Origin of the sequence: Collinsella aerofaciens ATCC 25986 (assembly GCF_964239575.1) — a bacterium.
Taxonomy (GTDB): domain Bacteria; phylum Actinomycetota; class Coriobacteriia; order Coriobacteriales; family Coriobacteriaceae; genus Collinsella; species Collinsella aerofaciens_BQ.
The window spans coordinates 33,177-55,757 of the sequence record NZ_CAXSQQ010000003.1 but is presented as its reverse complement, the minus strand read 5'-3'; the positions used below and the strand labels follow the sequence as shown (position 1 = coordinate 55,757).

Annotated in this window: 19 protein-coding genes; all 19 read left to right on the top strand. The window is 60.5% G+C overall.

From position 1 onward, the window contains the following. Positions 1–6 precede the first annotated feature (6 nt). The 19 genes from ACESUZ_RS02980 to ACESUZ_RS02890 all read left to right on the top strand — a co-directional run bounded on the left by ACESUZ_RS02980 (position 7) and on the right by ACESUZ_RS02890 (position 22,515). A complete protein-coding gene (locus ACESUZ_RS02980) occupies positions 7–1,299 on the top strand; it encodes a MiaB/RimO family radical SAM methylthiotransferase (RefSeq protein WP_373198369.1) in 1,293 nt (430 codons plus the stop codon). Continuing rightward, entirely contained in the window at positions 1,280–2,266 is a 987-nt protein-coding gene (locus tag ACESUZ_RS02975) for a PhoH family protein (RefSeq protein WP_195644940.1), read from the top strand. Before ACESUZ_RS02980 ends, ACESUZ_RS02975 begins: the two co-directional genes overlap by 20 nt. Further along, complete coding sequence (ybeY, locus tag ACESUZ_RS02970; RefSeq protein WP_373198368.1) at positions 2,263–2,772, top strand: rRNA maturation RNase YbeY; 510 nt, start codon at positions 2,263–2,265, stop codon at positions 2,770–2,772. The genes ACESUZ_RS02975 and ybeY overlap by 4 nt, the downstream gene beginning before the upstream one ends. Before the next feature lie 9 nt (positions 2,773–2,781). Continuing rightward, positions 2,782–3,159: a diacylglycerol kinase family protein gene (locus ACESUZ_RS02965; RefSeq protein ID WP_055309897.1), complete on the top strand. Its 378-nt coding sequence runs from the start codon at positions 2,782–2,784 to the stop codon at positions 3,157–3,159. 12 nt (positions 3,160–3,171) lie between these two features. Next, positions 3,172–4,239, top strand: coding sequence for a GTPase Era (era, locus tag ACESUZ_RS02960; RefSeq protein WP_373198365.1), 1,068 nt, complete (start codon positions 3,172–3,174; stop codon positions 4,237–4,239). A 15-nt stretch (positions 4,240–4,254) separates the two neighbouring features. Next, positions 4,255–5,004, top strand: coding sequence for a DNA repair protein RecO (gene recO / locus ACESUZ_RS02955; RefSeq protein ID WP_373198363.1), 750 nt, complete (start codon positions 4,255–4,257; stop codon positions 5,002–5,004). 138 nt (positions 5,005–5,142) lie between these two features. Further along, positions 5,143–5,421 carry a 30S ribosomal protein S15 gene (rpsO, locus tag ACESUZ_RS02950; RefSeq protein ID WP_035138510.1) on the top strand — a complete coding sequence of 93 codons (279 nt, stop codon included), beginning with the start codon at positions 5,143–5,145 and terminating at the stop codon, positions 5,419–5,421. Positions 5,422–5,570: 149 nt separating this feature from the next. Further along, entirely contained in the window at positions 5,571–7,817 is a 2,247-nt protein-coding gene (locus ACESUZ_RS02945; RefSeq protein WP_373198360.1) for a polyribonucleotide nucleotidyltransferase, read from the top strand. 637 nt (positions 7,818–8,454) lie between these two features. After that, complete coding sequence (locus tag ACESUZ_RS02940; protein WP_006235967.1) at positions 8,455–10,125, top strand: ribonuclease J; 1,671 nt, start codon at positions 8,455–8,457, stop codon at positions 10,123–10,125. 1 nt (position 10,126) lies between these two features. Next, positions 10,127–12,907 (top strand): FtsK/SpoIIIE family DNA translocase, encoded by a 2,781-nt coding sequence (locus tag ACESUZ_RS02935; RefSeq protein ID WP_373198358.1) that lies wholly within the window; start codon positions 10,127–10,129, stop codon positions 12,905–12,907. Further along, positions 12,907–14,418: a helix-turn-helix domain-containing protein gene (locus ACESUZ_RS02930; protein ID WP_373198356.1), complete on the top strand. Its 1,512-nt coding sequence runs from the start codon at positions 12,907–12,909 to the stop codon at positions 14,416–14,418. The genes ACESUZ_RS02935 and ACESUZ_RS02930 overlap by 1 nt, the downstream gene beginning before the upstream one ends. Positions 14,419–14,444: 26 nt before the next feature. Beyond that, positions 14,445–14,942, top strand: a complete 498-nt coding sequence (locus ACESUZ_RS02925; RefSeq protein ID WP_373198354.1) for a YajQ family cyclic di-GMP-binding protein — start codon at positions 14,445–14,447, stop codon at positions 14,940–14,942. Between the two features lie 27 nt (positions 14,943–14,969). Beyond that, the gene (gene rimO, locus ACESUZ_RS02920) at positions 14,970–16,319 is read left to right on the top strand and encodes a 30S ribosomal protein S12 methylthiotransferase RimO (RefSeq protein WP_138112638.1); all 1,350 of its coding nucleotides are present in this window, start codon (positions 14,970–14,972) and stop codon (positions 16,317–16,319) included. A gap of 99 nt (positions 16,320–16,418) precedes the next feature. Further along, positions 16,419–16,967, top strand: coding sequence for a CDP-diacylglycerol--glycerol-3-phosphate 3-phosphatidyltransferase (gene pgsA, locus ACESUZ_RS02915; protein WP_373198474.1), 549 nt, complete (start codon positions 16,419–16,421; stop codon positions 16,965–16,967). 12 nt (positions 16,968–16,979) lie between these two features. Further along, complete coding sequence (locus ACESUZ_RS02910; protein ID WP_055309901.1) at positions 16,980–17,510, top strand: CinA family protein; 531 nt, start codon at positions 16,980–16,982, stop codon at positions 17,508–17,510. Positions 17,511–17,767: 257 nt separating this feature from the next. Further along, a complete protein-coding gene (gene recA, locus ACESUZ_RS02905) occupies positions 17,768–18,916 on the top strand; it encodes a recombinase RecA (protein WP_022094695.1) in 1,149 nt (382 codons plus the stop codon). Between the two features lie 11 nt (positions 18,917–18,927). Beyond that, complete coding sequence (locus ACESUZ_RS02900) at positions 18,928–19,620, top strand: regulatory protein RecX (RefSeq protein WP_373198352.1); 693 nt, start codon at positions 18,928–18,930, stop codon at positions 19,618–19,620. A 257-nt stretch (positions 19,621–19,877) separates the two neighbouring features. Continuing rightward, positions 19,878–21,428: a ribonuclease Y gene (rny, locus tag ACESUZ_RS02895; RefSeq protein ID WP_089573375.1), complete on the top strand. Its 1,551-nt coding sequence runs from the start codon at positions 19,878–19,880 to the stop codon at positions 21,426–21,428. Between the two features lies 1 nt (position 21,429). Continuing rightward, on the top strand, positions 21,430–22,515 hold the full coding sequence (locus ACESUZ_RS02890) for an ATP-binding protein (RefSeq protein WP_373198350.1): 1,086 nt from the start codon (positions 21,430–21,432) through the stop codon (positions 22,513–22,515). Positions 22,516–22,581: the final 66 nt, after the last annotated feature.

Below are 22,581 nucleotides of genomic sequence, written 5' to 3'. Positions count from 1 at the left end.
GCCCGCGTGCTCGCACCCCATATTTCCGTCGTCAACCTCGGCTGCCGTGTCAACCGGGTTGAGTCTGACCGTATCACTGCCGATCTTATGCGCCTGGGCTTTGCTATGGTGGAGCCCCAGGATGCCGATCTGATCGTCATTAACACCTGTGCCGTTACGGGCGAGGCCGAGGCCAAGACCCGTAAGGCCGTCCGTCATGCGCTGGCCCATCCAAACGAGCCTTATGTGGTCGTGACCGGATGCGTGGTCAATTTGCATCCCGAGGAGCTGTTGGAGCTTTCGGATCGCGTGATTGCCGAGCCGTCTAAGATCGATGTCGCCGAACGTGTCTGCGATGTGCTGGGCGTTGAGTCCGATAGCGTTCCCGCCTGCAGCGATGGCGAGGTGGTCGATGCGCTCGGTCGCTCTCGCCTGGGCGTGAAGATCCAGGACGGCTGCAACCATCGCTGCACCTATTGCATTGTGTGGAAGGCGCGCGGCCCCGAGCGCTCCGTGCCCGTCGAGTCCGTGCTTGAGCAAGTTCGCGAGGCCCAGGAGGCCGGCGTGCCCGAGGTGGTGCTGACCGGTGTAAACCTGGGTGCCTACGATGGCAAGAGCGCGACCGACGAGCATGTCGAAATCGATGAGCTGCTCGAGGCCATCATGGAGCGCACGTCTATTGCGCATGTGCGCATTTCCTCGGTCGAGCCCATGGATATCTCTGAGCGCCTGCTTAAGGTTATGGCGCGCTATCCGCAGCGTATCGCCCCGTTTTTGCACCTGCCCGTGCAGTCCGGCTGTACGGCGACCCTGCATCGCATGGGTCGGCCCTATAGTGCGGATGCCTTTGAGGACACGGTGCGTATGATTCGCGCCAACTTGCCCCAGGCGTCTCTTTCGTGCGATGTCATCGTCGGTTTTCCTGGTGAGACGGACGAGGAGTTCGAGGAGTCGCTGGCGCTGTGCCGCCGTGTGGGTTTCTCGCGTATGCACGTGTTCCGCTATAGCAAGCGTCCCGGTACCCTTGCTGCCGACATGCCCGACCAGGTGCCGCCCGAGGTTATGGCCGAGCGCAGCCGTCGTATGCGAGACACGGCGCAGGAGCTCGCTATTGCCGATGCTCGTCGTCGCGTGGGCACTGTCGAGCGTGCCGTGCTCGAGTATGGTGACAGCCTGACGCTCGGTTCGTTCCATCATGCCCGTCTTGACGATACCTGTGGACTTACAGCCCCGTGCCTGCTCGATGTTGCTATCATCGGAGTCGATGATTCCGGCTTGGTCCATGCGCGCAGGGAGGTCCATGGAAGCCTCGAAGATTAGACTTACCGTTCCCGAGGGAATTGATTCCTCGTGCGTTTTGGGCGCCGGCGACGGCGTCCTTCGTGCACTCGAGAGCTTGGTTCGCGCCCATGTGGTCGCCCGTGGCGATAGCATCGCCGTGAGCGGTGACCCGGACGAGGTCGAACTCGTGGCTCGCTTTTTCGAACATGCTTTTCGCGAGGCGGCGGCCGGTCGTACCCTGTCTGCCGACGATGTCTCTCGCTGCCTGGCCGTCTTGCGCGATGGTGAGCACGAGGCTACGTCGCTTCGCGATGACGTGCTGCTTTCGTATCGCGGTCGCGTCATTCGCCCCAAGACGCTCGGGCAAAAGCGCTATGTGGATGCCATTCGCTCGCATACCATCACCTTTGGCTTGGGTCCTGCCGGTACCGGTAAGACCTATCTGGCCATGGCGCTCGCCGTTGCCGCGCTCAAACGCCATGAGGTGGGCCGTTTGATCTTGACGCGTCCTGTTGTCGAGGCGGGGGAGAACCTGGGCTTTTTGCCTGGCACCCTCGAGGAAAAGATCGATCCGTACATGCGTCCGCTCTACGACGCCCTTTTTGACATGATGGATCGCGAGCGCACCGATGAGCTTATGGAGCGCGGCGTGATCGAGATCGCCCCGCTTGCCTATATGCGCGGTCGTACGCTGAGCGATGCCTTCGTGGTGCTCGACGAGGCGCAAAATACCACGCCCGAGCAGATGAAGATGTTCCTGACACGCCTTGGATTCAACTCCAAGTTCGTGATTACCGGCGACCTCAGCCAGCGCGACCTGGTGGGTCGTCGTGGCGGCTTGGCGGATGTCGAGAAGATTTTGGGCCGTGTCGACGATGTGGCGTTTGCACACCTGGAGCGCGCCGACGTGGTGCGCCATGCCCTGGTGGGTCGTATCGTCGAGGCATACGATGCTTATGATGACGTGCGTGAGCAGCGCTCGCGCGACCGAAAGGAGTCCCGTTGAGTGTATTGATCAGCAACGATGCCGAGCTCGATACGCTGCTCGACGCGCAGGAGGTGGAGCACATCTGCGAGGTTGTGCTTGCCGCCGAGGGCGTTGAACGTGGAGTCGAGATTTCCCTTTCGTATGTCGACGAGGACGAGATGCACGAGCTCAACCACGAGTGGCGCGGTATCGACCGCACCACCGATGTGCTTTCGTTTGAGTGCGATTCGGCCTTCGACGATGACATTCCCGCCGATGAGACGCTCGAGCTCGGCGATATCATCTTGGCCCCGCAGGTTATTTCCCGTCAGGCCCCTGGTTTTGGCAATAGCCCCGCTGACGAGTGTCGTCTGATGCTCGTTCACGGCATGCTGCACCTGCTGGGCTATGACCACATCGAGGACGACGAGGCCGAGGTCATGGAGGCCCGCGAGGACGCCATCCTGCGCGATCTGGCGCTCGAGCGCGGCGAGGACCCCAAGCTAGTCCACGTCGGCCCCATCACCAACCACGCCCACGACTAGGAGCCGTCTATGATTCCCGGATCGAACAAGGACCATCCGTCCTTCTTAAAGTCGTTTTCTTACGCTACGGAGGGCTTCGTCACCGCCGTCAAGACCGAGCGCAACATTAAGGTCATGCTCGTGGCGGGCGTGTGCACCGTCATTGCAGGCTGCATCGTGGGGCTCGACATTGCCGAGTGGGCCACGATTATCATCTGTTGCGGCCTGGTGATCCACGGCGAGCTTTGCAATACCGCCATGGAGGCCATCGTCGACCTGGCGACCCAGGAGCTCCATCCGCTGGCCAAGCGTGCGAAGGACATCGCCGCCGCCTCCGTATACGTTCTTTCCATCACCGCCGTGATTGTGGGCTTGCTGGTATTTGCCCACGCGCTCGGCTTTATTTAGAAAGGGATTCCCATGTCCGACAATATGCAGCCTGCCGATGAGATTTTGGACGACGAGTCCCTGGACGCGGTGGATACCGAGGAGCTCGAGGATGTCGAGGAGTTCGACCCGTTTGAGGGTATGAGCGACGAGGAACTCGATGCCCTGTGCGACGAGGGCGAGACCCTCGCGGGCTTTGGTGACGTGGAACCCGGTTTCCGCAGCGGCTTTGTGGCCCTGGTCGGTCGCCCTAATGCCGGCAAGTCCACGCTGCTCAACGCCTGTTACGGCAAGAAGGTCGCCATCACCTCGCCGGTGGCCCAGACGACTCGCCGCCGCATGCGCGCCGTCGTCAACCGTCCCGGCTACCAGCTGGTCTTTGTCGATACTCCGGGTATCCACAAACCCAAGGACGGCCTGGGGTCCGAGCTCAACAAGAGCGCGCTGTTCGAGCTGAACGATGTCGATGTCGTCGCGTTTTTGATTGATGCCACCAAGCCGATCGGCAGGGGAGACGCCTGGGTTGCCGAGCGCGTCAGATGCTCCCGTTCCAAGAAGGTCCTGGTGCTCACCAAGGCCGATGAGGCCGATCCCGCCCTGGTTATGGAACAGCTCAAGGCCGCCCACGAGCTCATGGAATATGACGACGAGATCGTGACGTCGTCGGTCAAGAACTTCAACGTCGATGCCTTTATCGAGACCGTTGCGCACTTTTTGCCCGAGGGTCCGCGTTGGTTCCCCGAGGATATGGGTACCGACGCTTCCGATGAGACGCTCGTTGCCGAGTTTGTGCGCGAGAAGGTCTTGCGCCGCACCCGTGATGAGATCCCGCACTCCGTTGGCGTGATCTGTGATGCGCTTGAGCAGACCAAGAAGGTGCTGCGCGTGCACGCCACCATTTACGTCGAGCGCGAGGGCCAAAAGGGCATCATCATCGGTAAGGGCGGCGAGATGATCAAGCATATCGGTATCGACGCCCGTCGCGATCTTGAGCGCATCTTTGGCACGCAGGTCTTTTTGGAGCTGGACGTGAAGGTCAAGGCCGGCTGGCGCGACGACGAGGCCCAGATTCGCCGCTTTGGCTACAACGCCGAGGACTAAGGACGCGCGGCGCGCATGGCAGGCTCCCGGACATATCGCACCAAGGTGCTCGTCCTCGACAAGACGAAGCTCAAAGAGACCGACCTGATCTTGACGATGCTTGACGAGCGGGGGCGGCAGGTTCGTGCCGTGGCAAAGGGCGCCCGCAAACCCGGCGGACGCCTGGCTGCGCGCTGCGAGCTGTTCTGTACGGTAGATATGCTGCTCGCACATGGACGGTCACTCGACGTGGTTTCCCAGGCCGAGCTTATGGAGGCGCCGCTCGGCGTTGCGCCCGATTACGAGACGACCTGCGCCGCAAGCGCGATCGCCGAGGTCGCGCGCGTGTGCTCGTTCGAGGACGCCGAGGACCCGTTTACCTTTGCTATAACGCAGCGAGCGCTTGCCCTGGTGGGCAGCGGGCTCGACACGGCGCATATGGATCTACTTGTGGCGGCATATGTCTTTAAGCTGCTGTCGCACGTTGGCTATCGACCAGATTTTTCGGCCTGCGTGCTGTGCGGAGACCCCATGCTGTCGTATTTTTCACCACAGGCGGGCGGGCTCATGTGCGGATCGTGCGCGTCGAGCGTTCCGGGTGCCGAGCTCGTGTCGACCGGCGAGGTCGCATGGCTGCGCGCCCTCATATCCATGACCTTCGATGCGCTTATGGCCGAGCGAATCGACCCGCATACGGCGGCATTCTTGCTTGGGCTTTCGCATGTTTGGGCTGCGACGCACACCGATCAGCGCCTCCGTGCGATGGAATTCATGTTGGGTCGGTGATGATGCGCAGGCGCGGGCTGCTTGTGGTAACATATCGGCCTGTTGGTACCTCGACCTTGGTTGCTCGCTCCACCGGCGGCTTCCCAGTCCGAGGCGAATCGAGTCGCCCGATAGCGACGCAAAACGAAAGGTGAAACAATGACTGTTTCCAAAGAGCGCAAGGCTGAGCTGACTGCCCAGTTCGGTAACACTCCGGTCGACACCGGCAACCCCAAGGTTCAGGTCGCCATCCTGTCCGAGCGCATCAAGGAGCTGACCGAGCACATGAAGTCCCACCAGAAGGACTTCCACACCCGTCGTGGCCTGCTCATGCTCGTCGGCCGTCGTCGTCGTCTTCTCTCCTACATCAAGAAGAACGACATCGTCGAGTACCGTGAGCTCATCAAGGCTCTGGGCATCCGCGACAACATCCAGTAGGATTTGTACATGCTAAGAGCGTCCTGCGCAGCGGGGCGCTCTTTTTGTGTAAGGGCGCGAACAATCACGCTCTGAAGCGTGGCGGGGGCAGGGGGCCCGCGTCACATGAGAAGCCCGCAGGCAAGGGGTCTGCGGGGTAAAGGAGAACAATGACACTCGTATCCAAGACCTTTGAGCTGTACGGCAAGACCTACACCTTTGAGTCGGGCGAGCTTGCCAAGCAGGCCACCGGCGCCTGCCTGGTCAAGCAGGGTGACACCACGATGCTCGACACCGTGGTCGTCTCCAAGGAGCGTAAGAACTACGACTTCTTCCCGCTGACCGTCGACTTCAACGAGAAGATGTACGCCGCCGGCCGCATCCCGGGTGGCTACCTCAAGCGTGAGGGCCGGCCCAGCGAGAAGGCCACGCTCACCGCGCGCATGATCGACCGTCCGATTCGCCCGAGCTTCCCGGACGGCTTCCGCAACGAGGTGCACATCGTCGCTACCTCGCTTGTCGCCGACCAGGTCAATCCCTTCGACGTCATCAACGTCATGGGTGCTTCCCTGGCCATGACGCTCGGCGGCGTGCCCTTCGAGGGCCCGCTTGCCTGCGTGCGCATCGGCCGCAACGTGGAGACCGGCGAGTTTATCGTCAACCCCACCTACGAGGAGCGCGAGAACTCCGATCTGGACCTGGAGCTGGGCGGCTCTGCCGACTTCATCTCGATGGTCGAGGCCGGCGCCGAGGAGATCTCCGAGGACGACATGCTCGCCGCCATGAAGTTTGGCCAGGAGGCCCTTGCCGCTTTCTGCCAGGCTCAGGACGAGTTCGTCGCCGAGTGGGAGCAGGTTAACGGCCCCATCGTCAAGAAGGAGTACCCGCTCGACCAGCCCGTCGAGGAGGTCCAGGAGCGCATCTTCGCCCACTACGACGAGATGGCAGCCGCCCTTCGTGACGCCGACAAGCTCTCCCGTATCGGCAAGGTCGAGGCTCTGAAGGAGTCCATCCGTGCCGAGTTCACCGAGGAGGAGCAGGCCGCTTGGGAGCGCGAGATCCCCGTGGCGCTCAAGAAGCTCGAGAAGAAGGCCATGCGCACCATGGTCGTCGAGACCGGTGAGCGCGTCGACGGTCGTGCCGCCGATGAGATCCGTCCCATCATGGTGAAGGACAACTACCTGCCGCTCGTTCACGGCTCCGGCCTGTTCCAGCGCGGCCAGACCCAGGTGCTCTCGGTTCTTTCGCTCGGCATGCTCAACGAGGGCCAGCGCTTGGACACCATCGAGCCCACCGAGGGCAAGCGCTACATGCACCACTACAACTTCCCGCCGTTCTGCACCGGCGAGACCGGCCGCATGGGCAGCCCCAAGCGCCGCGAGATCGGTCACGGCAACCTGGCAGAGCGCGCTCTGCTTCCGGTGCTTCCCGACGAGAACGAGTTCCCCTACGCCATCCGCGTCGTCTCCGAGGTCATGGAGTCCAACGGCTCCTCTTCGATGGCTTCGACCTGCGGCTCCACGCTCGCCCTTATGGACGGCGGCGTGCCCATTAAGCGCCCGGTCTCCGGTATCGCCATGGGCCTGATCCAGGAGGAGGGCAAGACCGTGGTCCTGTCCGACATCCAGGGTCTCGAGGACTTCCTGGGCGACATGGACTTTAAGGTCACCGGAACCACCGAGGGCATCACCGCCCTGCAGATGGACAACAAGGCCACTGGCCTCACCTTCGACATCCTGGCCCGCGCCCTGCAGCAGGCCAAGGAGGGTCGTGCCTTCATTCTGCAGAAGATGCTCGATGTGATCCCCGAGCCGCGCCACACCACACGCAGCACAGCTCCGCGTATCGTCTCCATCCAGGTTCCGACCGACAAGATCCGCGACGTCATCGGTCCCGGCGGTAAGGTCATCCGTGGTATCCAGGATGAGACCGGCGCTTCGGTCGACATCCAGGAGGACGGCACCGTCTTTGTCGGCGGCACCGGCGAGTCCGTCGATCAGGCTGTCGAGCGCATCAAGCTCATCATTAAGGTTCCCGAGCCGGGCGAGGAGTACACCGGTCGAGTGGTCTCCATCCAGCCCTTCGGCGCCTTCGTGAACCTGCTGCCCGGTAAGGACGGCCTGCTGCACATCTCCCGCGTCGCCAAGGGCCGCGTGGAGAAGGTCGAGGACGTCCTCAACGTGGGCGACGAGGTCAAGGTCGTCGTCATCGAGGTCGACGATCGCGGCAAGATCTCGCTCGATCGTCTTGATAAGCCCGAGGCCCCGGCTCGTGCCGAGGGTGCCTCCGAGGGCGACGGCGAGCACTTCCAGCGCCGTGAGCGTCCGCGTCGCGAGCGCTCTGAGCGCAGCGACCGTCCGCGCCGTCCCGGCGACAACGGAGGCCGAAAGCCTCGCCGTCACCACGACGCCGAGTAACAGCCGTACATAAGCAGCTCAACAAGGGCGACTCCTAAGGGGGTCGCCCTTTTGCTATTCTCGGCGGGGCCGCAGGTAAAGTTTCCTGCTCTACAGTCCTGCTCGCACGGAGAGCATATTAAGTGCTTTCCTTTGCGTGCGGAACTCGCGATAAACTTCATATGCGTCTCTCCCGGGCGCAAGCAAAAGGGCTGGTTAATGCCGCTCGCTATTTAGTTAGACAGTCTATTCAGTAGTCAGATTACAGATCTGTAGATAGCCGCAGCAGCATCTTCCCAGATAAAACCGACCAAAATAAACCTGTCTCTATTTGGCAGGTTTCCCGTGGGGCGGGCACTGATGAAGTTTATCGCGAGTTCCGCACGAACAGGAGGCCACTTAATGTGGCCTCCGTCGTGAGCAGGACTGTAGAGCAGGAAACTTCATCAGTGCCCGCCCCACGGGAAACCGGCGGGATGGACCAGTTCAGATGGGGCTTTGATGCATGGGTGGTCTGTTGTTGTGCAAATGGGTATCATACTGTGGTTATTGCATCGACTCTGCGATGCATGTTTGTACGTTCCCGGCGGTCGGTTTGCCAGAAGCGCCCCGTCGGTTGTTCCAGACCCGTTTCGAAGAAAGGAAACCACACTAACCTATGGCAGCTAAAAAATCATCTCCCTTGAAGATCATTCCGCTCGGCGGCCTTGACGGCATCGGCAAGAACATGACGGTCTTCGAATGCGGCGACGACATGGTGCTCGTTGACGCTGGCCTCATGTTCCCCGACGATTCCCAGCCCGGTATTGACCTGGTGCTTCCCGACTACACCTATGTTCTGGAGAACGAGGAGAAGCTCCGCGGTATCGTCGTCACCCACGGCCACGAGGACCACACCGGTTCGCTTCCGTATCTGCTGCAGGACCTCAACAACAAGGTGCCCATCTTCTCGAGCAAGCTGACGCTTGGCTTTATCGAAGGCAAGCTTTCTGAGTTCCGCATCCGCGCACCCAAGTTCCGCGAGGTTAAGGGCGGCAGCCATGTCAACCTCGGCGGCATCTCGCTCGACTTCTTCTCGATGACGCACTCCATCCCCGGCGCTCTGGGCGTGTTCATTCGCACCAATCAGGGCACCGTTATGCACACTGGCGACTTTAAGCTCGACCAGACGCCCATCGATGGTGTCACGCCCGACTATGCCGCTATCAGCCGCTTTGCCAAGCAGGGCATCGACCTGTTGCTGTCCGACTCCACCAATGCCACGGTTCCCGGCTTTACCAAGTCCGAGGCCGAGGTTGGTCCCAACCTACTGCATGCCATCAAGAACGCCCCGGGTCGCGTGTTCGTCGCTTCGTTCTCGAGCCATATCCATCGTTTGCAGCAGATCTGCGATGCCGCCCGCAAGTGCGGCCGTAAGGTCGTTGTGACCGGTCGCTCCATGCTCACCAACACCCGCGTCGCGCGCGAGCTGGGCTACCTCAACATCGACGATGCCGATATCATCGATGCCTTCGATATCGATAACCTGCCCGACGACAAGATCGTCGTCATGTGCACCGGTTCTCAGGGCGAGCCGCTGTCGGCCCTGTCCCGCATGGCCAATGGCGAGCACAAGACGCTCTCTATCCACGAGGGCGATACCGTCATCCTCTCGGCAACTCCCGTTCCCGGCAACGAGAAAGCGGTTCAGCAGGTCGTCAACAGCTTGGCCAAGCTCGGCTGCGACGTGTGGGATAAGAACCGTGCTCTTGTCCACGTCTCGGGCCACGGCAGCCAGGAGGAGCTTAAGCTCCTGATGGCCATGGCCAAGCCCACGTACTTTATGCCGGTTCACGGTGAGGCCGTGCATCTGCGCGCCCATGCCCAGCTGGCCCGCAAGATGGGCATCAAGGATGATCACATCTTTATCCTCGATAACGGCGACACGCTCGAGATGCGCGGTGGTATCGTCAAGCGTGGTACGCCCGTCGAGTCCGGCGTCGTCTACGTCGACGGCCTGCGTATCGGCGATACCGACCCCATCGTCCTGCGCGATCGCCAGAAGCTCGCCAATGACGGTATGGTCACGGCCGTCGCCATCGTCTCGCTCAAGCACAAGAAGATTGAGGCCATCGAGTTCTCGGGCCGCGGCGTCTCGTTTGCCATCGACGACCAGTTCTCCGAGGATGCCTCCGCGTCTATTATGAAGACGATTGAGAAGGGCAAGTTCAGCTTTACGAGCAGCGGTTCCGATGCCATTCGCAAGGCCGTGCGCGACTCGCTCTCTAACTTTATCTGGAGTCGTACGCGCACTCGTCCGATGATCATCCCGGTCGTCATGGAGGTTTAGTTTGGCGCGCGGATCTGCACAAAACGCCAAAGGCAATAAAGCCAACAACCAACCGGCATCTGCTAAGGGTGCCGGTTCCCATCTTCGTGCCAATAAGGGCCACGAGACCGACTTCGACGATTTTGAGCCCCTGGTCGAGCCCTCGGCCAACCGCGATATCGCCGGCGTGGTCATCGCCGTTTTGGCGATTGCGTCCTTCATTGCCGTGATTTCGCCGGCGACTGCACCCGTTACGGCTGCGGTTGCCGGTTTCTACCACCTGGGCTTTGGTCTGGGCGCCTACGTGCTGCCGATCGTTATTTTGCTGTTTGCCGCCACGCTCTTTTTAGGCGAGGACTCGCCGCTCAACGTGCGCTCTGTTGCGGGCGGAGCCGTGGTCTTTATCGCCGTCGTCTCCATTCTTTCGCTGATGGTGCCGGGTACGAGTGTCTCGTGTGACCTTATGTTCACGCCGCAAAATTTGTCCGCCTCGGGTGGCTACATCGGTGCGTTTATTGCGAGTGCGCTGCAGAATGCCCTGGGTAAGCCTATCGCGATGGTAGTCCTGTTGGGCCTTGTCGTCGTGGGCTTGGTCATCATCGGCTTTTCGGTGGGTGGCGTGCTGCGCTCTGCTCGCGACCGTGCGGCCGATTTTGCCGAGCGCCGTCGTGCCGATGTCAACGCCAGCCCGTGGGGTGACGACGAAGCCCTGTCGGTGCCCGGCGTTGCCCGTCCGCACCTGAGCATTCTTCGTCAAAAGGGCTCCGATGCTGCCGTGACCACGGTCATGGGCAACGATGTGGACCCGGTTTTGGACGATGACGACGAGGACGAGAATCCGTTTGTCGACGTGTCCGAGTCGGTTGAGGTTGAGCGCGCTAAGACGACGCTGCTGCCGCGCCGCCATGCCAAGAAGGGCAAGGCTGCGCCTAAGCTCAATACAAGCGAGCCCGACCCGTCTTGGTCCGATAGCGAGATTGAGCTCACCGAGGGCGATGACGAGGATGACGAGGCTCCGATTGAGACCGCAAAGACAACTTTGCTGCCGCGCCGCCATGCAAAGCGCGACCAGGTAACCGGTCAGCTTTCGATGGAAGACGACCCCGATAAGATCGACGAGTCCGAGCCGCCGTTTGCCGTGAATCCTGTTTCGGCAGCACCTCAGATCCCCGACTTCTTGAAGCATCCCAAGGTTGCCGATGCGTTTGCCTCGAGTGCTGTCGAATCGGCTGCGGCTAGCGATGGGGGAGCGGACGGCGGCGCCGCAGATAACGAGGGCGAAGAAGAGGACGGCCTCAAGCTTCCGCCGCTCGAGATCCTGCACGCCAACCCGCAGTCGGCGTCCTCCGCGTCATCTGACAAGGAGCTGGAACAGACTGCCGAGTCACTGCAATCCACCTTGCTTGAGTTTGGCCGCAGTGCCCGCGTGGTCGGCTGGATCGCCGGCCCCACGGTGACGACCTTTAAGCTGCAACCTGGCGAGGGCGAGCGCGTGAGCAAGATTTCGAGCCTCGAGGACGATATCGCGCTTTCGCTCGCTGCTCAGTCGGTGCGCATCTTTGCCCCGATCCCCGGTACCTCGCTTGTGGGTATCGAGATCCCCAATCGCAAGCGCCAGAACGTCAACCTGGGCGACGTGCTTCCCTATGTGAAGGGCGGTCCGCTCGAGCTGGCCATCGGTCGAGATGCCGAGGGCACGCCGGTCGTCGCCGACCTTGCCAAGATGCCCCACCTGCTGATCGCCGGCACGACCGGTTCTGGTAAGTCGGTGATGATCAACTCCATCATCACGACCCTGCTCATGCGCGCACTTCCCGAGGACGTTCGCCTGATCATGGTCGACCCCAAGCGCGTCGAGCTTGCGGGCTATAACGGTTTGCCGCATCTCTATGTGCCCGTGGTGACCGAGCCCAAGCAGGCCGCGAGCGCTCTGCAATGGGCCGTGTCCGAGATGGAGCGTCGCCTGAAGGTCTTCGAGCGTCTCAACGTGCGTAAGATCTCGACCTACAACGAAAAGCAGGCCGCCGGCGAGTTTGAGCATTACGACAACCCGCCGCAAAAGATGCCCTACCTGGTCATCATCATTGACGAGCTCTCGGACCTGATGATGGTCGCCGGTAAGGATGTCGAGGCCTCGATTGTGCGTATTGCGCAGCTGGGCCGTGCCGCCGGCATTCATCTTATCGTGGCCACGCAGCGCCCCAGTTCCAACGTAGTGACGGGCCTTATCAAGGCCAACATCACCAACCGCATCGCCTTTAATGTCGCCACGGGCATCGACTCGCGCGTCATCATCGACCAGATGGGTGCCGAAAAGCTCACCGGTTTGGGCGACATGCTGTTCTCCAAGGTCGACTGGGGCAAGCCTCGCCGTATCCAGGGCTGCTTTGTCTCGGATGATGAAATCAACGAGGTCGTCGAGTTCGTCAAGTCGCAGAGCGAGCCCGACTACCACGAGGAGATCCTGTCTGCCGTGGCGCCCGCTTCCATGTCCATGGCGGGTGGCGGCGGCATTGTCCGTACCGGAGTCGCCGAGCCGCAAGACGATGATCCGCTCATTTGGGAAGCCGCCCATATTGTGGTGGAATCGCAGCTTGGCTCCACATCTGGCCTGCAACGTCGTCTGAAGGTTGGCTATGCGCGTGCCGGGCGTATTATGGATATGCTGGAAGAAAAGGGTGTCGTCGGCCCGCCCGACGGTTCCAAGCCGCGCGAGGTCCTGTTGGACGAGGAGGGGCTTGCCGCGCTGGAGTCTGTCGACGCCGAGATGGCACGTGAAGATCGTGAGTTTGGAGGATTCTGATGGCTGCACGCTTTGGTGACATGCTGCTTGAGCAGCGTCGCCGAATGGGCCTTTCCATTCAGCAAGTCGCCAACACCATCAAAATCAGGCCGCAGATCATCGAGTTTTTCGAGACCGGTAACTTTGCTTCGATGCCGCCGCGCGGCTATGCGCAGGGCATGATTTCGAGCTATGCTCGCTTTTTGGGCCTCAATCCGCGCGAGGTCGTCAATGCCTACTTTGACGATCTGATGGCATACGAACGCGAGACGTCGCAGCAGGGCGGTCGTTTTCAGGACGCCGCCGGCTACGTCAATTCGCGTTCCTCGGTCGATAACGGGCGCTTCCTGATGGTTCAGGGCGGTCGTTCGACCCGCTATGGACAGCGTCCTCAGCAGGCCGGTTATATTACCGAGACGGGTTCGGGCGAGGAGATTCGCTCACAGCGTGACCGGTTCCGCAGTACGCCGATGCCCGAGGACCGTGCACTTCCCGCTGCCCGAGGCGTGGCGCGTGACCCTCGTGCCGGCTACGGCGACGGCGGCTATTCCGATCGCGGTTACCGTGGTGCCTCTACGGGACGCTCTCGCGGTGGCTATGCGGATGCCGATACCACGCAGGTGACGCCGCGTCTTCTCTCTCAATCACAGCCGTATGGCCAGCGTTCTTCGGCTCCGCGTTCGGGCCAGCGTGGCTATCAAGGCCGCGGTGAACTTGCGCCCCGCTCGGGTCAGCGCAGCCTTCAGGGCCAGGGTGGCTATCGCGGCCGTTCCGATAGCAATCGCGGTCGTATGCCTCAGGGAAGCGGCCGCAGCAGTTCCGGTCGTGGACGCGGCGGATCACGTACTCCTCAAAACAACGGGCTCGATCCGCGTATCGTCTACGCCGGCATCGGTGCCGTTGTGCTGCTGTTGATTGTGCTCATCGTGGTGCTTCTACGTGGCTGCGCATCTTCGGCGCCCGAGAACACGCCCGAGACGCCCACTGCTACCAAGATGACGACCAAGAAGTCTTCTAAGAAGACCGAAACGGTCGACGAGGACGATGACACCGATGAGGCGACGGATGAGTCGACTGATTCGGACGCTACCAAGACGACGGCCAAGAAGGAAGAGAACGAGGTCACGAAGGTCAAAGTCTCCGTTGCCAAGGGAAAGACCGCGTGGATTGAGGTCAAGGTTGACGGCAAGTCGGTCTATGGCGCCCAGGCGACTGGCCCCTTTGAGCAGGAGTACACGCCCGAGTCTTCGATCGAGATCACCACGTCCAAGCCTTCCGATGTCACCGTTACCAAGAACGGTGAAAAGGTTCGTTACGATACCAAGACCTCGGGCGTGGCGCGTGTGACGATCACCGTTCCCAAGAAGGAGACGTCTGATTCCGAGAATGGTGAAAGTTCTGATGGTACCGACACCACCGATGGTACCGATACCACCGACGGTACCGATGCCCAGTCCACGGATGGCGCCGATACCGCAACTGACGGTCAGACACCCACCGATTCTACCGACAATTCGTACGATAGCTACTAGGCCGCTCGTACGCGAAAGGAAACATCATGGCTAAAGATTCCAGCTTCGACGTCGTGTCCGAGGTCAACATGCAAGAGGTCGACAACGCCTTCCAGCAGACCACGCGCGAGATTTCCCAGCGCTATGACCTTAAGGATTCCGGCGCCACGATCGAGCTTTCGAAGGGCGACAAGCTCTTTACGATCAACGCCCCGGCCGACTTTGTCTCCAAACAGATTGTTGACGTGCTGAGCTCCAAGCTCATCAAGCGCGGCATCGACCTCAAGGCTGTCTCGTGGGATGCTCCGCAGGCGGCATCGGGTGGCACCGTGCGCGTGCTCGGCCATATCGTCGAGGGTATCGACCAGGCGACCGCCAAGAAGATCAACAAGGACATCAAGGATCAAAAGCTCAAGGTCAAGGTGACCATCGAGGCCGACAAACTGCGTGTTTCCTCTGCTTCGAAGGACGCGTTGCAGACCGTGATTCAGTTCCTGCGCGCCCAGGACTACGGCCAGCCGCTGCAGTTCACCAACTACCGCTAATATCAATCGAAAGGACCGCTCTCCAACATGGATACACCGTTGGGCTCCGTGCTCTACATCACCCTCGGGTGCGCTAAGAACGAGGTTGACACCGACCGCATGCGTTCTCTTTTGACCGCCGCGGGCTACGAGGAGGCATTCGACCCGCAGGATGCCGATATCGCCATCGTCAATACTTGCTCGTTCCTCGCCTCCGCAACGTCCGAGAGCATCGAGACCACGCTCGAGCTCGCCAACGAGGTTCAGGACGGCGTTCGTTCTTGTCCCATCGTCATGTGCGGCTGCGTGCCGTCGCGCTATGGCGATGACCTGCCTGACGAGCTGCCCGAGGTCGCTGCCTTTGTGAAGGCCGACGAGGAAGATGGCATCGTGGCGGTCATCGATGGCGTGCTGGGTGTCGAGCGCGAGATTGCAGCCTATATCCCGCAGGTCAAACGTACCGTCGAGGGTGCTGTCGCTTACGTCAAGATTTCCGATGGCTGCAACCGCTTCTGCAGCTTCTGCATGATTCCCTACATCCGCGGCCGCTATCATTCGCGCAATGCCGAGAGCATCATCTCCGAGGTGCGCGACCTGGTTTCCGGCGGTGTGCGCGAGATCGTGCTGATCGGCCAGGACACGGGCATCTGGGGTACCGACTTTGCCGACGAGGACGTCGCCGATGGCTCGCCGCGCAATCTGGCGCAGCTGCTGCGTGCCGTCGCCGAGGCCGTGCGCCCGCACAACGTCTGGGTCCGCGTGCTCTATCTGCAGCCCGAGGGCATGACTGACGAACTCATCGAGACGATTCGCGATACGCCCGAGGTGCTGCCCTATATCGATATCCCCGTGCAGCACTGCGACGCGCGCATCCTCAAGGCTATGCGCCGTTCTGGTTCGCGCCAGGAGCTCGAGGACCTGTTCCGCGATCTGCGTGAGCGTATCCCCGGCATCGTGATCCGTTCCACGGCCATGGTCGGCTTCCCGACCGAGACCGACGACGAGTTCCGCGACCTTATCGACTTTATGGACACCGTCGGCTTTGACTACACGAGCGTCTTTGCCTACTCGCAGGAGGAGGGCAGCCTGGCCGCTAAGATGGAGGGTCAGGTCGACGAAGAGGTCAAGCTCGAGCGCGCCCAGGAGGCCATGGACCTGGCCGAGTCGCTCGGTTTTGCCGCCACCGCCGCACATGTGGGCGAGCGCGCCCAGGTGATCGTCGACGGTATCGAAGAGACCGAGGATGGCGCCGAGCTGATCGGCCATGCCTGGTTCCAGGCGCCCGATTCCGATGGCGCGGTGCATCTGGACGCCAGCGAGGCGTCCGTGGGCGATATTCTGACCGTCGAGTTTACCGATAGCTTCTGCTATGAGCTTATCGGTCATGTTGTGGAGTAGGAGAGCGTCGTGGCTAACGAGAGCAATAAGGAACTGACGAGTGTCTGGACGCCCGCCAACATCGTGACGTGCGTTCGCATCGTCTTTATCCCGGTGTTCATGATCGTGTCGGCGCTTTCTCACACGAGTGTTGCCGGTACGGATTGGAGCACCTTCGACGGCCCGCTCGCCGCCTCTGCCTTCATTCTGTATGTGATCCTGTCGTGCACCGATAAGGTCGACGGTTATCTGGCGCGTTCGCGCAACGAGATCACCGACTTCGGTAAATTCTTGGACCCCATCGCCGATAAGCTGCTCGTGTTCTCGGCCCTGCTGCTGTTCTTGGATTTTGGCGCGGTGACCGTGTGGTCCGTGTTCATTATCCTGTTCCGCGAGCTGCTGGTGAGCGCCCTTCGCATGGTCGCGAGTGCGGCCGGTGTGGTCGTTGCGGCCGATAAGCTCGGCAAGTATAAGACGGCAACCACGATGGTCTCCATTTGCGGTTACCTGTGCGTTTTTGCTATGGCCGGCTTGCACCTTGGCCCGGTGGCGCTGACGCTCGGCATCTACTCGGTGTCGCGCTTCCTGTACGCCGTTGCCGTTGTCCTGACCGTTATCTCGGGCGCCCAGTACTTCTGGAACTGCCGCAAGATCGTCTTTTCGGTCTAGGTCCTGGTGGGTATGACGGACTCTTTTGAGCAGATTTCCGCACATAACGAGGAGCTGGCGCGTGATATTGTCGAGCGCGCGAGCGCTCGGGGCGTGACGGTTTCGACGGCTGAGTCGCTGACGGCGGGTATGATCGCCTCGACGATTGCCGATATCCCGGGCGCCTCGGCGGTGCTGCGTGGCGGTGCGGTGACCTATTGCGATGAGATTAAGCATCGTGTTCTTGGTGTTGAGCAGGAGACGCTCGACCGCTATACCGCGGTGTCGCATCAGACCGCGCGCGAGATGGCGGTGGGTTCGCTGGAGCTGTACCAGAGCGATATTGCAGTGAGCGCAACGGGTTATGCCGGCCCCGGCGGTGGCACTGAGGACGATCCGGCGGGCACTTTCTATATTGGCTGGGCGCATCGTTCCGCCGATGGGGGCGTGCCGGTCGTGGACTCTGTGCGCTGCCACTATGAGGGCGACCGTTCGTGTGTTCGTGCCCATGCGGTCACGGAGGCATTGGGTCGCATTGCCCTTGTGCTCAACTCTATGGAATAGACGTGTTTTAAGGGGCCTCCGAGCCCCTTAATTGTGGAGATAGGGACCTTAGGCTCATTTGGCGTTTGTGCTGGTTGTAGATGTATTATTGCTTGCCTTGTTCATATTTGGTCCTTTGTGGTCAAGCATTTGGTCAGTGTTTGGTCGGCGTTTGGTTGGGTTTTGGAAAGACCGCCTGCATATGATTGGCCTGAACGGTTGACCACGAACAGCCGTTCGTTTATTATCGATGCAGGTTGTTAAGAGGAGGGCTATTCATGGCCAAGAATTCAGGTCCCGTACGTACCGTTCATGCTCGCACGACGGGTAAAGAGCGCGATGAGATGATCGCCACCACCAAGGCCGAGATCGAGAAGAAATTCGGCCAGGGTTCCATCATGAGGTACGGCGACGGTGGTCCCGAGCTCGAGGTCGAGGCCATTCCCACGGGCGCCCTGGCCCTCGATGCCGCGCTGGGTATCGGCGGCGTGCCGCGCGGCCGTATCGTCGAGATTTACGGTCCTGAGTCCTCCGGTAAGACGACGCTTTCGCTCGAGATCCTGGCCGAGGCCCAGGCAATGGGTGGCGTTGTGGCATTTATCGATGCCGAGCACGCGCTTGATCCCACGTATGCCGCGCGCATCGGCGTGGATATCGACGAGGTGCTCATTTCCCAGCCCGATACGGGCGAGCAGGCGCTCGAGATTGTTGACATGCTCGTGCGTTCCGGCGCCATCGATGCCATCGTCGTCGACTCCGTCGCCGCGCTGACCCCGCGTGCCGAGATCGAGGGAGAAATCGGCGACACTACGGTCGGTCTTCAGGCTCGCCTGATGAGCCAGGCGCTCCGCAAGCTCGCCGGCTCGCTGTCCAAGTCCAACACGACGTGCATCTTCATTAACCAGCTGCGTGAGAAGATCGGCGTCATGTTCGGCAACCCCGAGACTACGACGGGCGGCCGCGCCCTTAAGTTCTTCTCTTCGGTGCGTATCGACATTCGCCGTATCGACAGCATTAAGCTTAAGGACGAGGTTATCGGTAACCGCGTGCGCGCCAAGGTCGTTAAGAACAAGGTGGCAGCTCCGTTCCGTTCTGCTGAGTTCGACATCATGTACGGTACGGGTATCTCTAAGGAGGGCTCGATTCTGGACATGGCTGTCGAGTGCGGCATCTGCAAGAAGATGGGCTCCTGGTTTGCCTATGGCGAGGACAAGCTCGGCAACGGTCGCGAGGCCGCCAAGGCGTTCCTGCGCGAACACCCCGATTGCGCTGACGAGATTGAGCATAAGGTCCGCCTTGCCTGCGGACTTGAGTTTGATGACGATGCTCCGTCCGAGGTCGAGCTGACCGATCAGCCTGCGCCTGAGGAGTTTGACGAGCTTTACGCCATCGATGGTTCCGCCATGCTCGATGATGACGACGAGTAGCGGTTACGCTCATGTCGTATACGGTGACCGAGGCCACGGTCGTCTTTCCCGATAAGAAGGCGGCCTCCTCGTTCTCGAGTGGGTATGCGTCCAAAAAGCCTTGCGCACATATCGATTGTGAGCTTGAGGGCGGTTTTGAGCGGTCCATTTGGATTCCCGTGCGGGTCGCGCGCCTGTATGTCAAAAATCGCCCCGATCTGCCCTGCGATTGGGATAACTTTCGTGAGGCGGTACAGCTCATCGAGCGTAAATGTGCGCTTACCATGGTGACCGAGATGTTATCGCGCCGCGACCATGCGACGGGTGAGGTCCGTGTCAAGCTGGCTCGCTACGGCTTTCACCAGCCCGCGATTGATTTCGCCGTCGAGCGCGCCACCGAGTATCACTTTTTAGACGAGAACCGCTTTTGCTCGTACTTTATCGAGGAGCGCAAGCGGCGCGGTTGGGGACAGCGCAAAATCGAGACCGAGCTCAAGCGCCGTCATGTCGTGCTCGATGACATTCCCGGTTATCCCGAGGATTATTTTGCCGTCGAAGACGATTTGTCGCGTGCGTCAGCCCTGCTCGCCAAGCGGCGTGTTCCAGAGACGCGCGGATTCGAAAAACTGATTCGGTTTTTGATGGGCAAGGGCTTCTCGTATCACATCGCCGCCGATGCCGTTAAGGCACGTCTCGATGCAGAACGCGAGGAATGTGCGGTTTAGGCGTATGCGTTTTGTGGCCCTGCCGTTCACCGCGTTTTAGCCGCCGTGCCGGGGCCATTTATTTGACAGTTGTTGTGGTTCAACGTACGATAAACACTGTCATTTGCTTTGTGATATGTGCTCATCTGTTATGAGTTTGTTTATATGTTTATCTGTATCCGACCCGCATAAGCTGCGCCCATATTACTCAAATGTCGCGAGCCGTTCGTAAGGACGGTTCGCTTTGTTGTGTAACGAATCCATAAAAAGGAGTGAGCATGCCTATCATCGCAGCGCTCGTTGGCATCGTTTTGGGTGCCATCGCCGCCATTGCCTACATGCGCACCGCCAAGCAGGGTAGTCTTCACGAGGCCGACGAAAAGATCCAGTCGGCACACGCACAGGCTGAGTCCCTGATCGGTGATGCAAAGCGTCAGGCCGAGACCCTCAAAAAAGAGGCTCTACTCGAGGCTAAAGAGGAGATCATCAAGAACAAGCAGGCCGCCGAGGCCGAGGACAAGCAGCGTAAGAACGAGATTCGTACGCTCGAGAACCGCGTGATGCAGCGCGAGGAATCCCTCGATCGCCGCAACGACGCTCTCGACAAGCGCGAGCACCAGCTGTCCAGCCAGGCCGGTCAGGTCGAGAAGCGCTCCCGTGAGCTCGAGGAGCTCTGCGCAAAGCAGACCTCCGAACTCGAGCGTATCGCCGACCTGACCCGCGAGGACGCCCACAAGGAGCTCCTCGACAAGGTTCGCGGCGAGGTCACCCACGAGGCTGCCACGATCATTCGTGAGTCCGAGCAGCAGGTTCGCGCCGAGTGCCACAAGACCGCCCAGGAGATTCTGTCCCTGGCGATTCAGCGCTGCGCTGCCGACCACACTGCCGAGGTCACCGTTACCTCCGTGCATATTCCCTCTGATGACCTCAAGGGCCGTATCATCGGTCGCGAGGGTCGCAACATCCGGACCTTCGAGCAGGTTTCCGGCGTCAACCTCGTGATCGACGACACGCCCGAGACCGTCGTTCTTTCGAGCTTCGACCCGGTCCGTCGTGAGACCGCCCGTGTTGCCCTCGAGAACCTCATCGCCGACGGCCGCATTCACCCCGCCCGCATTGAGGAGATGTATCACAAGGCTGCCGACCTGGTTCAGCAGCGCGTGCGCGAGGCTGGCGAGCAGGCTGCCTTCGATACCGGCATCCACGACCTGCATCCCGAGATCGTCAAGACACTTGGTGCCCTGCGCTACCGTACCTCGTTTGGCCAGAACGTTCTTCAGCACTCCCTCGAGGTCTCTGATCTGTGCGGCGTGATGGCTTCCGAGCTTGGCCTTGACGTTGTGACCGCCAAGCGCGCCGGCCTGCTGCACGACCTGGGCAAGGCAATCGACCACGACGTCGAGGGCCCGCATGCCGTCATCGGCGCCGAGCTTGCCCGCCGTTATGGTGAGAAGCCCGTTATCGTCCACGCTATCGAGGCTCACCATGCCGATGTCGATCCCAACACGGTGCTCGATGTCCTGGTACAGGCCGCCGATGCTGTCTCTGCCTCTCGCCCCGGTGCCCGTCGCGAGTCTGCCGAGAACTACATCAAGCGTCTTGAGAAGCTCGAGGAGATTGCCAACTCCCATGACGGCGTCGAGCGTACCTATGCCATGCAGGCCGGTCGCGAGGTCCACGTCATGGTTCAGCCGGACAAGATCTCCGATGCCCAGTCCACGGTCCTGGCTCACGATATCGCCCATCAGATCGAGGAAGAGATGGAGTATCCCGGTCAGGTGCGCGTCGTCGTGATTCGCGAGAGCCGCGCTGTCGATATCGCTAAATAACATGAGCGACGCGAACGAGCTCATCTCATTTATCGCGTCGATGTCGGGGGAGGGCAACCTTCGCGTCGAGGAGAACCTTGGCGAGGGGTATGTCCGCCTCCGCGTTTCGGAGGCCGAACGGCGCCAGGCAAAGCACGACATTCAGCATGTCGAGGATATCGTCATCGAAATGCTCCGTAATGCTCGCGATGCTGGCGCCGACAAAGTCTATCTCGCTACGACCAAGGAAGATGGCGTCCGCACGCTTGTCTTTCTGGATAACGGTTCGGGCGTTCCGCAGGATATGCAGGAGCGAATCTTCGATGCCCGCGTTACCTCCAAGCTCGAGAGCATGAAGATGGACCGTTGGGGCGTTCACGGTCGTGGCATGGCATTGTTTTCGATCAAGCAGAACACCGACGAGGCCCGTGTGGTCACGTCTGGTGTCGACCTTGGCTCGGCCTTTAAGGTGAGCGTTGCGGCCGACCGCCTCAGTGAGCGTGCCGATCAGTCCAGCTGGCCCCAGGCCGTCAAGGATGAGGACGGACGTTATGTTTGTGCTCGCGGCCCGCATAATATTATTCGCGCTGCTTGTGAGTTTGCGCTCGAGGAGTTGCGTGGTTGCGATGTCTATCTTGGTTCTCCGTCTGAGATTGCCGCGACCCTTTATGCTCAGGCGTCAAGTAGGCTCGATACGTCTCGTCTCCTGTTTATTGATGACGAGAGCGAGCTTCCGGTTATCGATCGTTTAGGCCTTGCCTCTGATGCCGAGGACTTTATCCGTATCTGCTCGGGTTTGGGTCTTGAGATGTCCGAGCGCACGGCACATCGCATTTTGGCAGGGCAGATTAAGCCCGTTCGCGGTGTGACCGCGCGTCTGCTGCGCGAGCGTGATTCGTCCTCGCATGCGCCGGCTCTTGTCGATCTCGCGAAGGATCGTCGCGGGCTACGTATTGCCAAGGATGACATGGCACAGTTTTCGCGTGCTGTGGAGCGGGACTTCAATGACCTTGCCGCCAGGTACTATCTCAACCTTTGCGGCGACCCAAAGATTCGTGTTTCGCGTGATCGAATCACTGTGACTTTCGATCTTGCCAAAGAGGAATAGTGCCTTTACCGAGTCCTCTCGGTACGATAAAGTTATTGCAGTTAAAACGTACTTTTAAACGCAGGA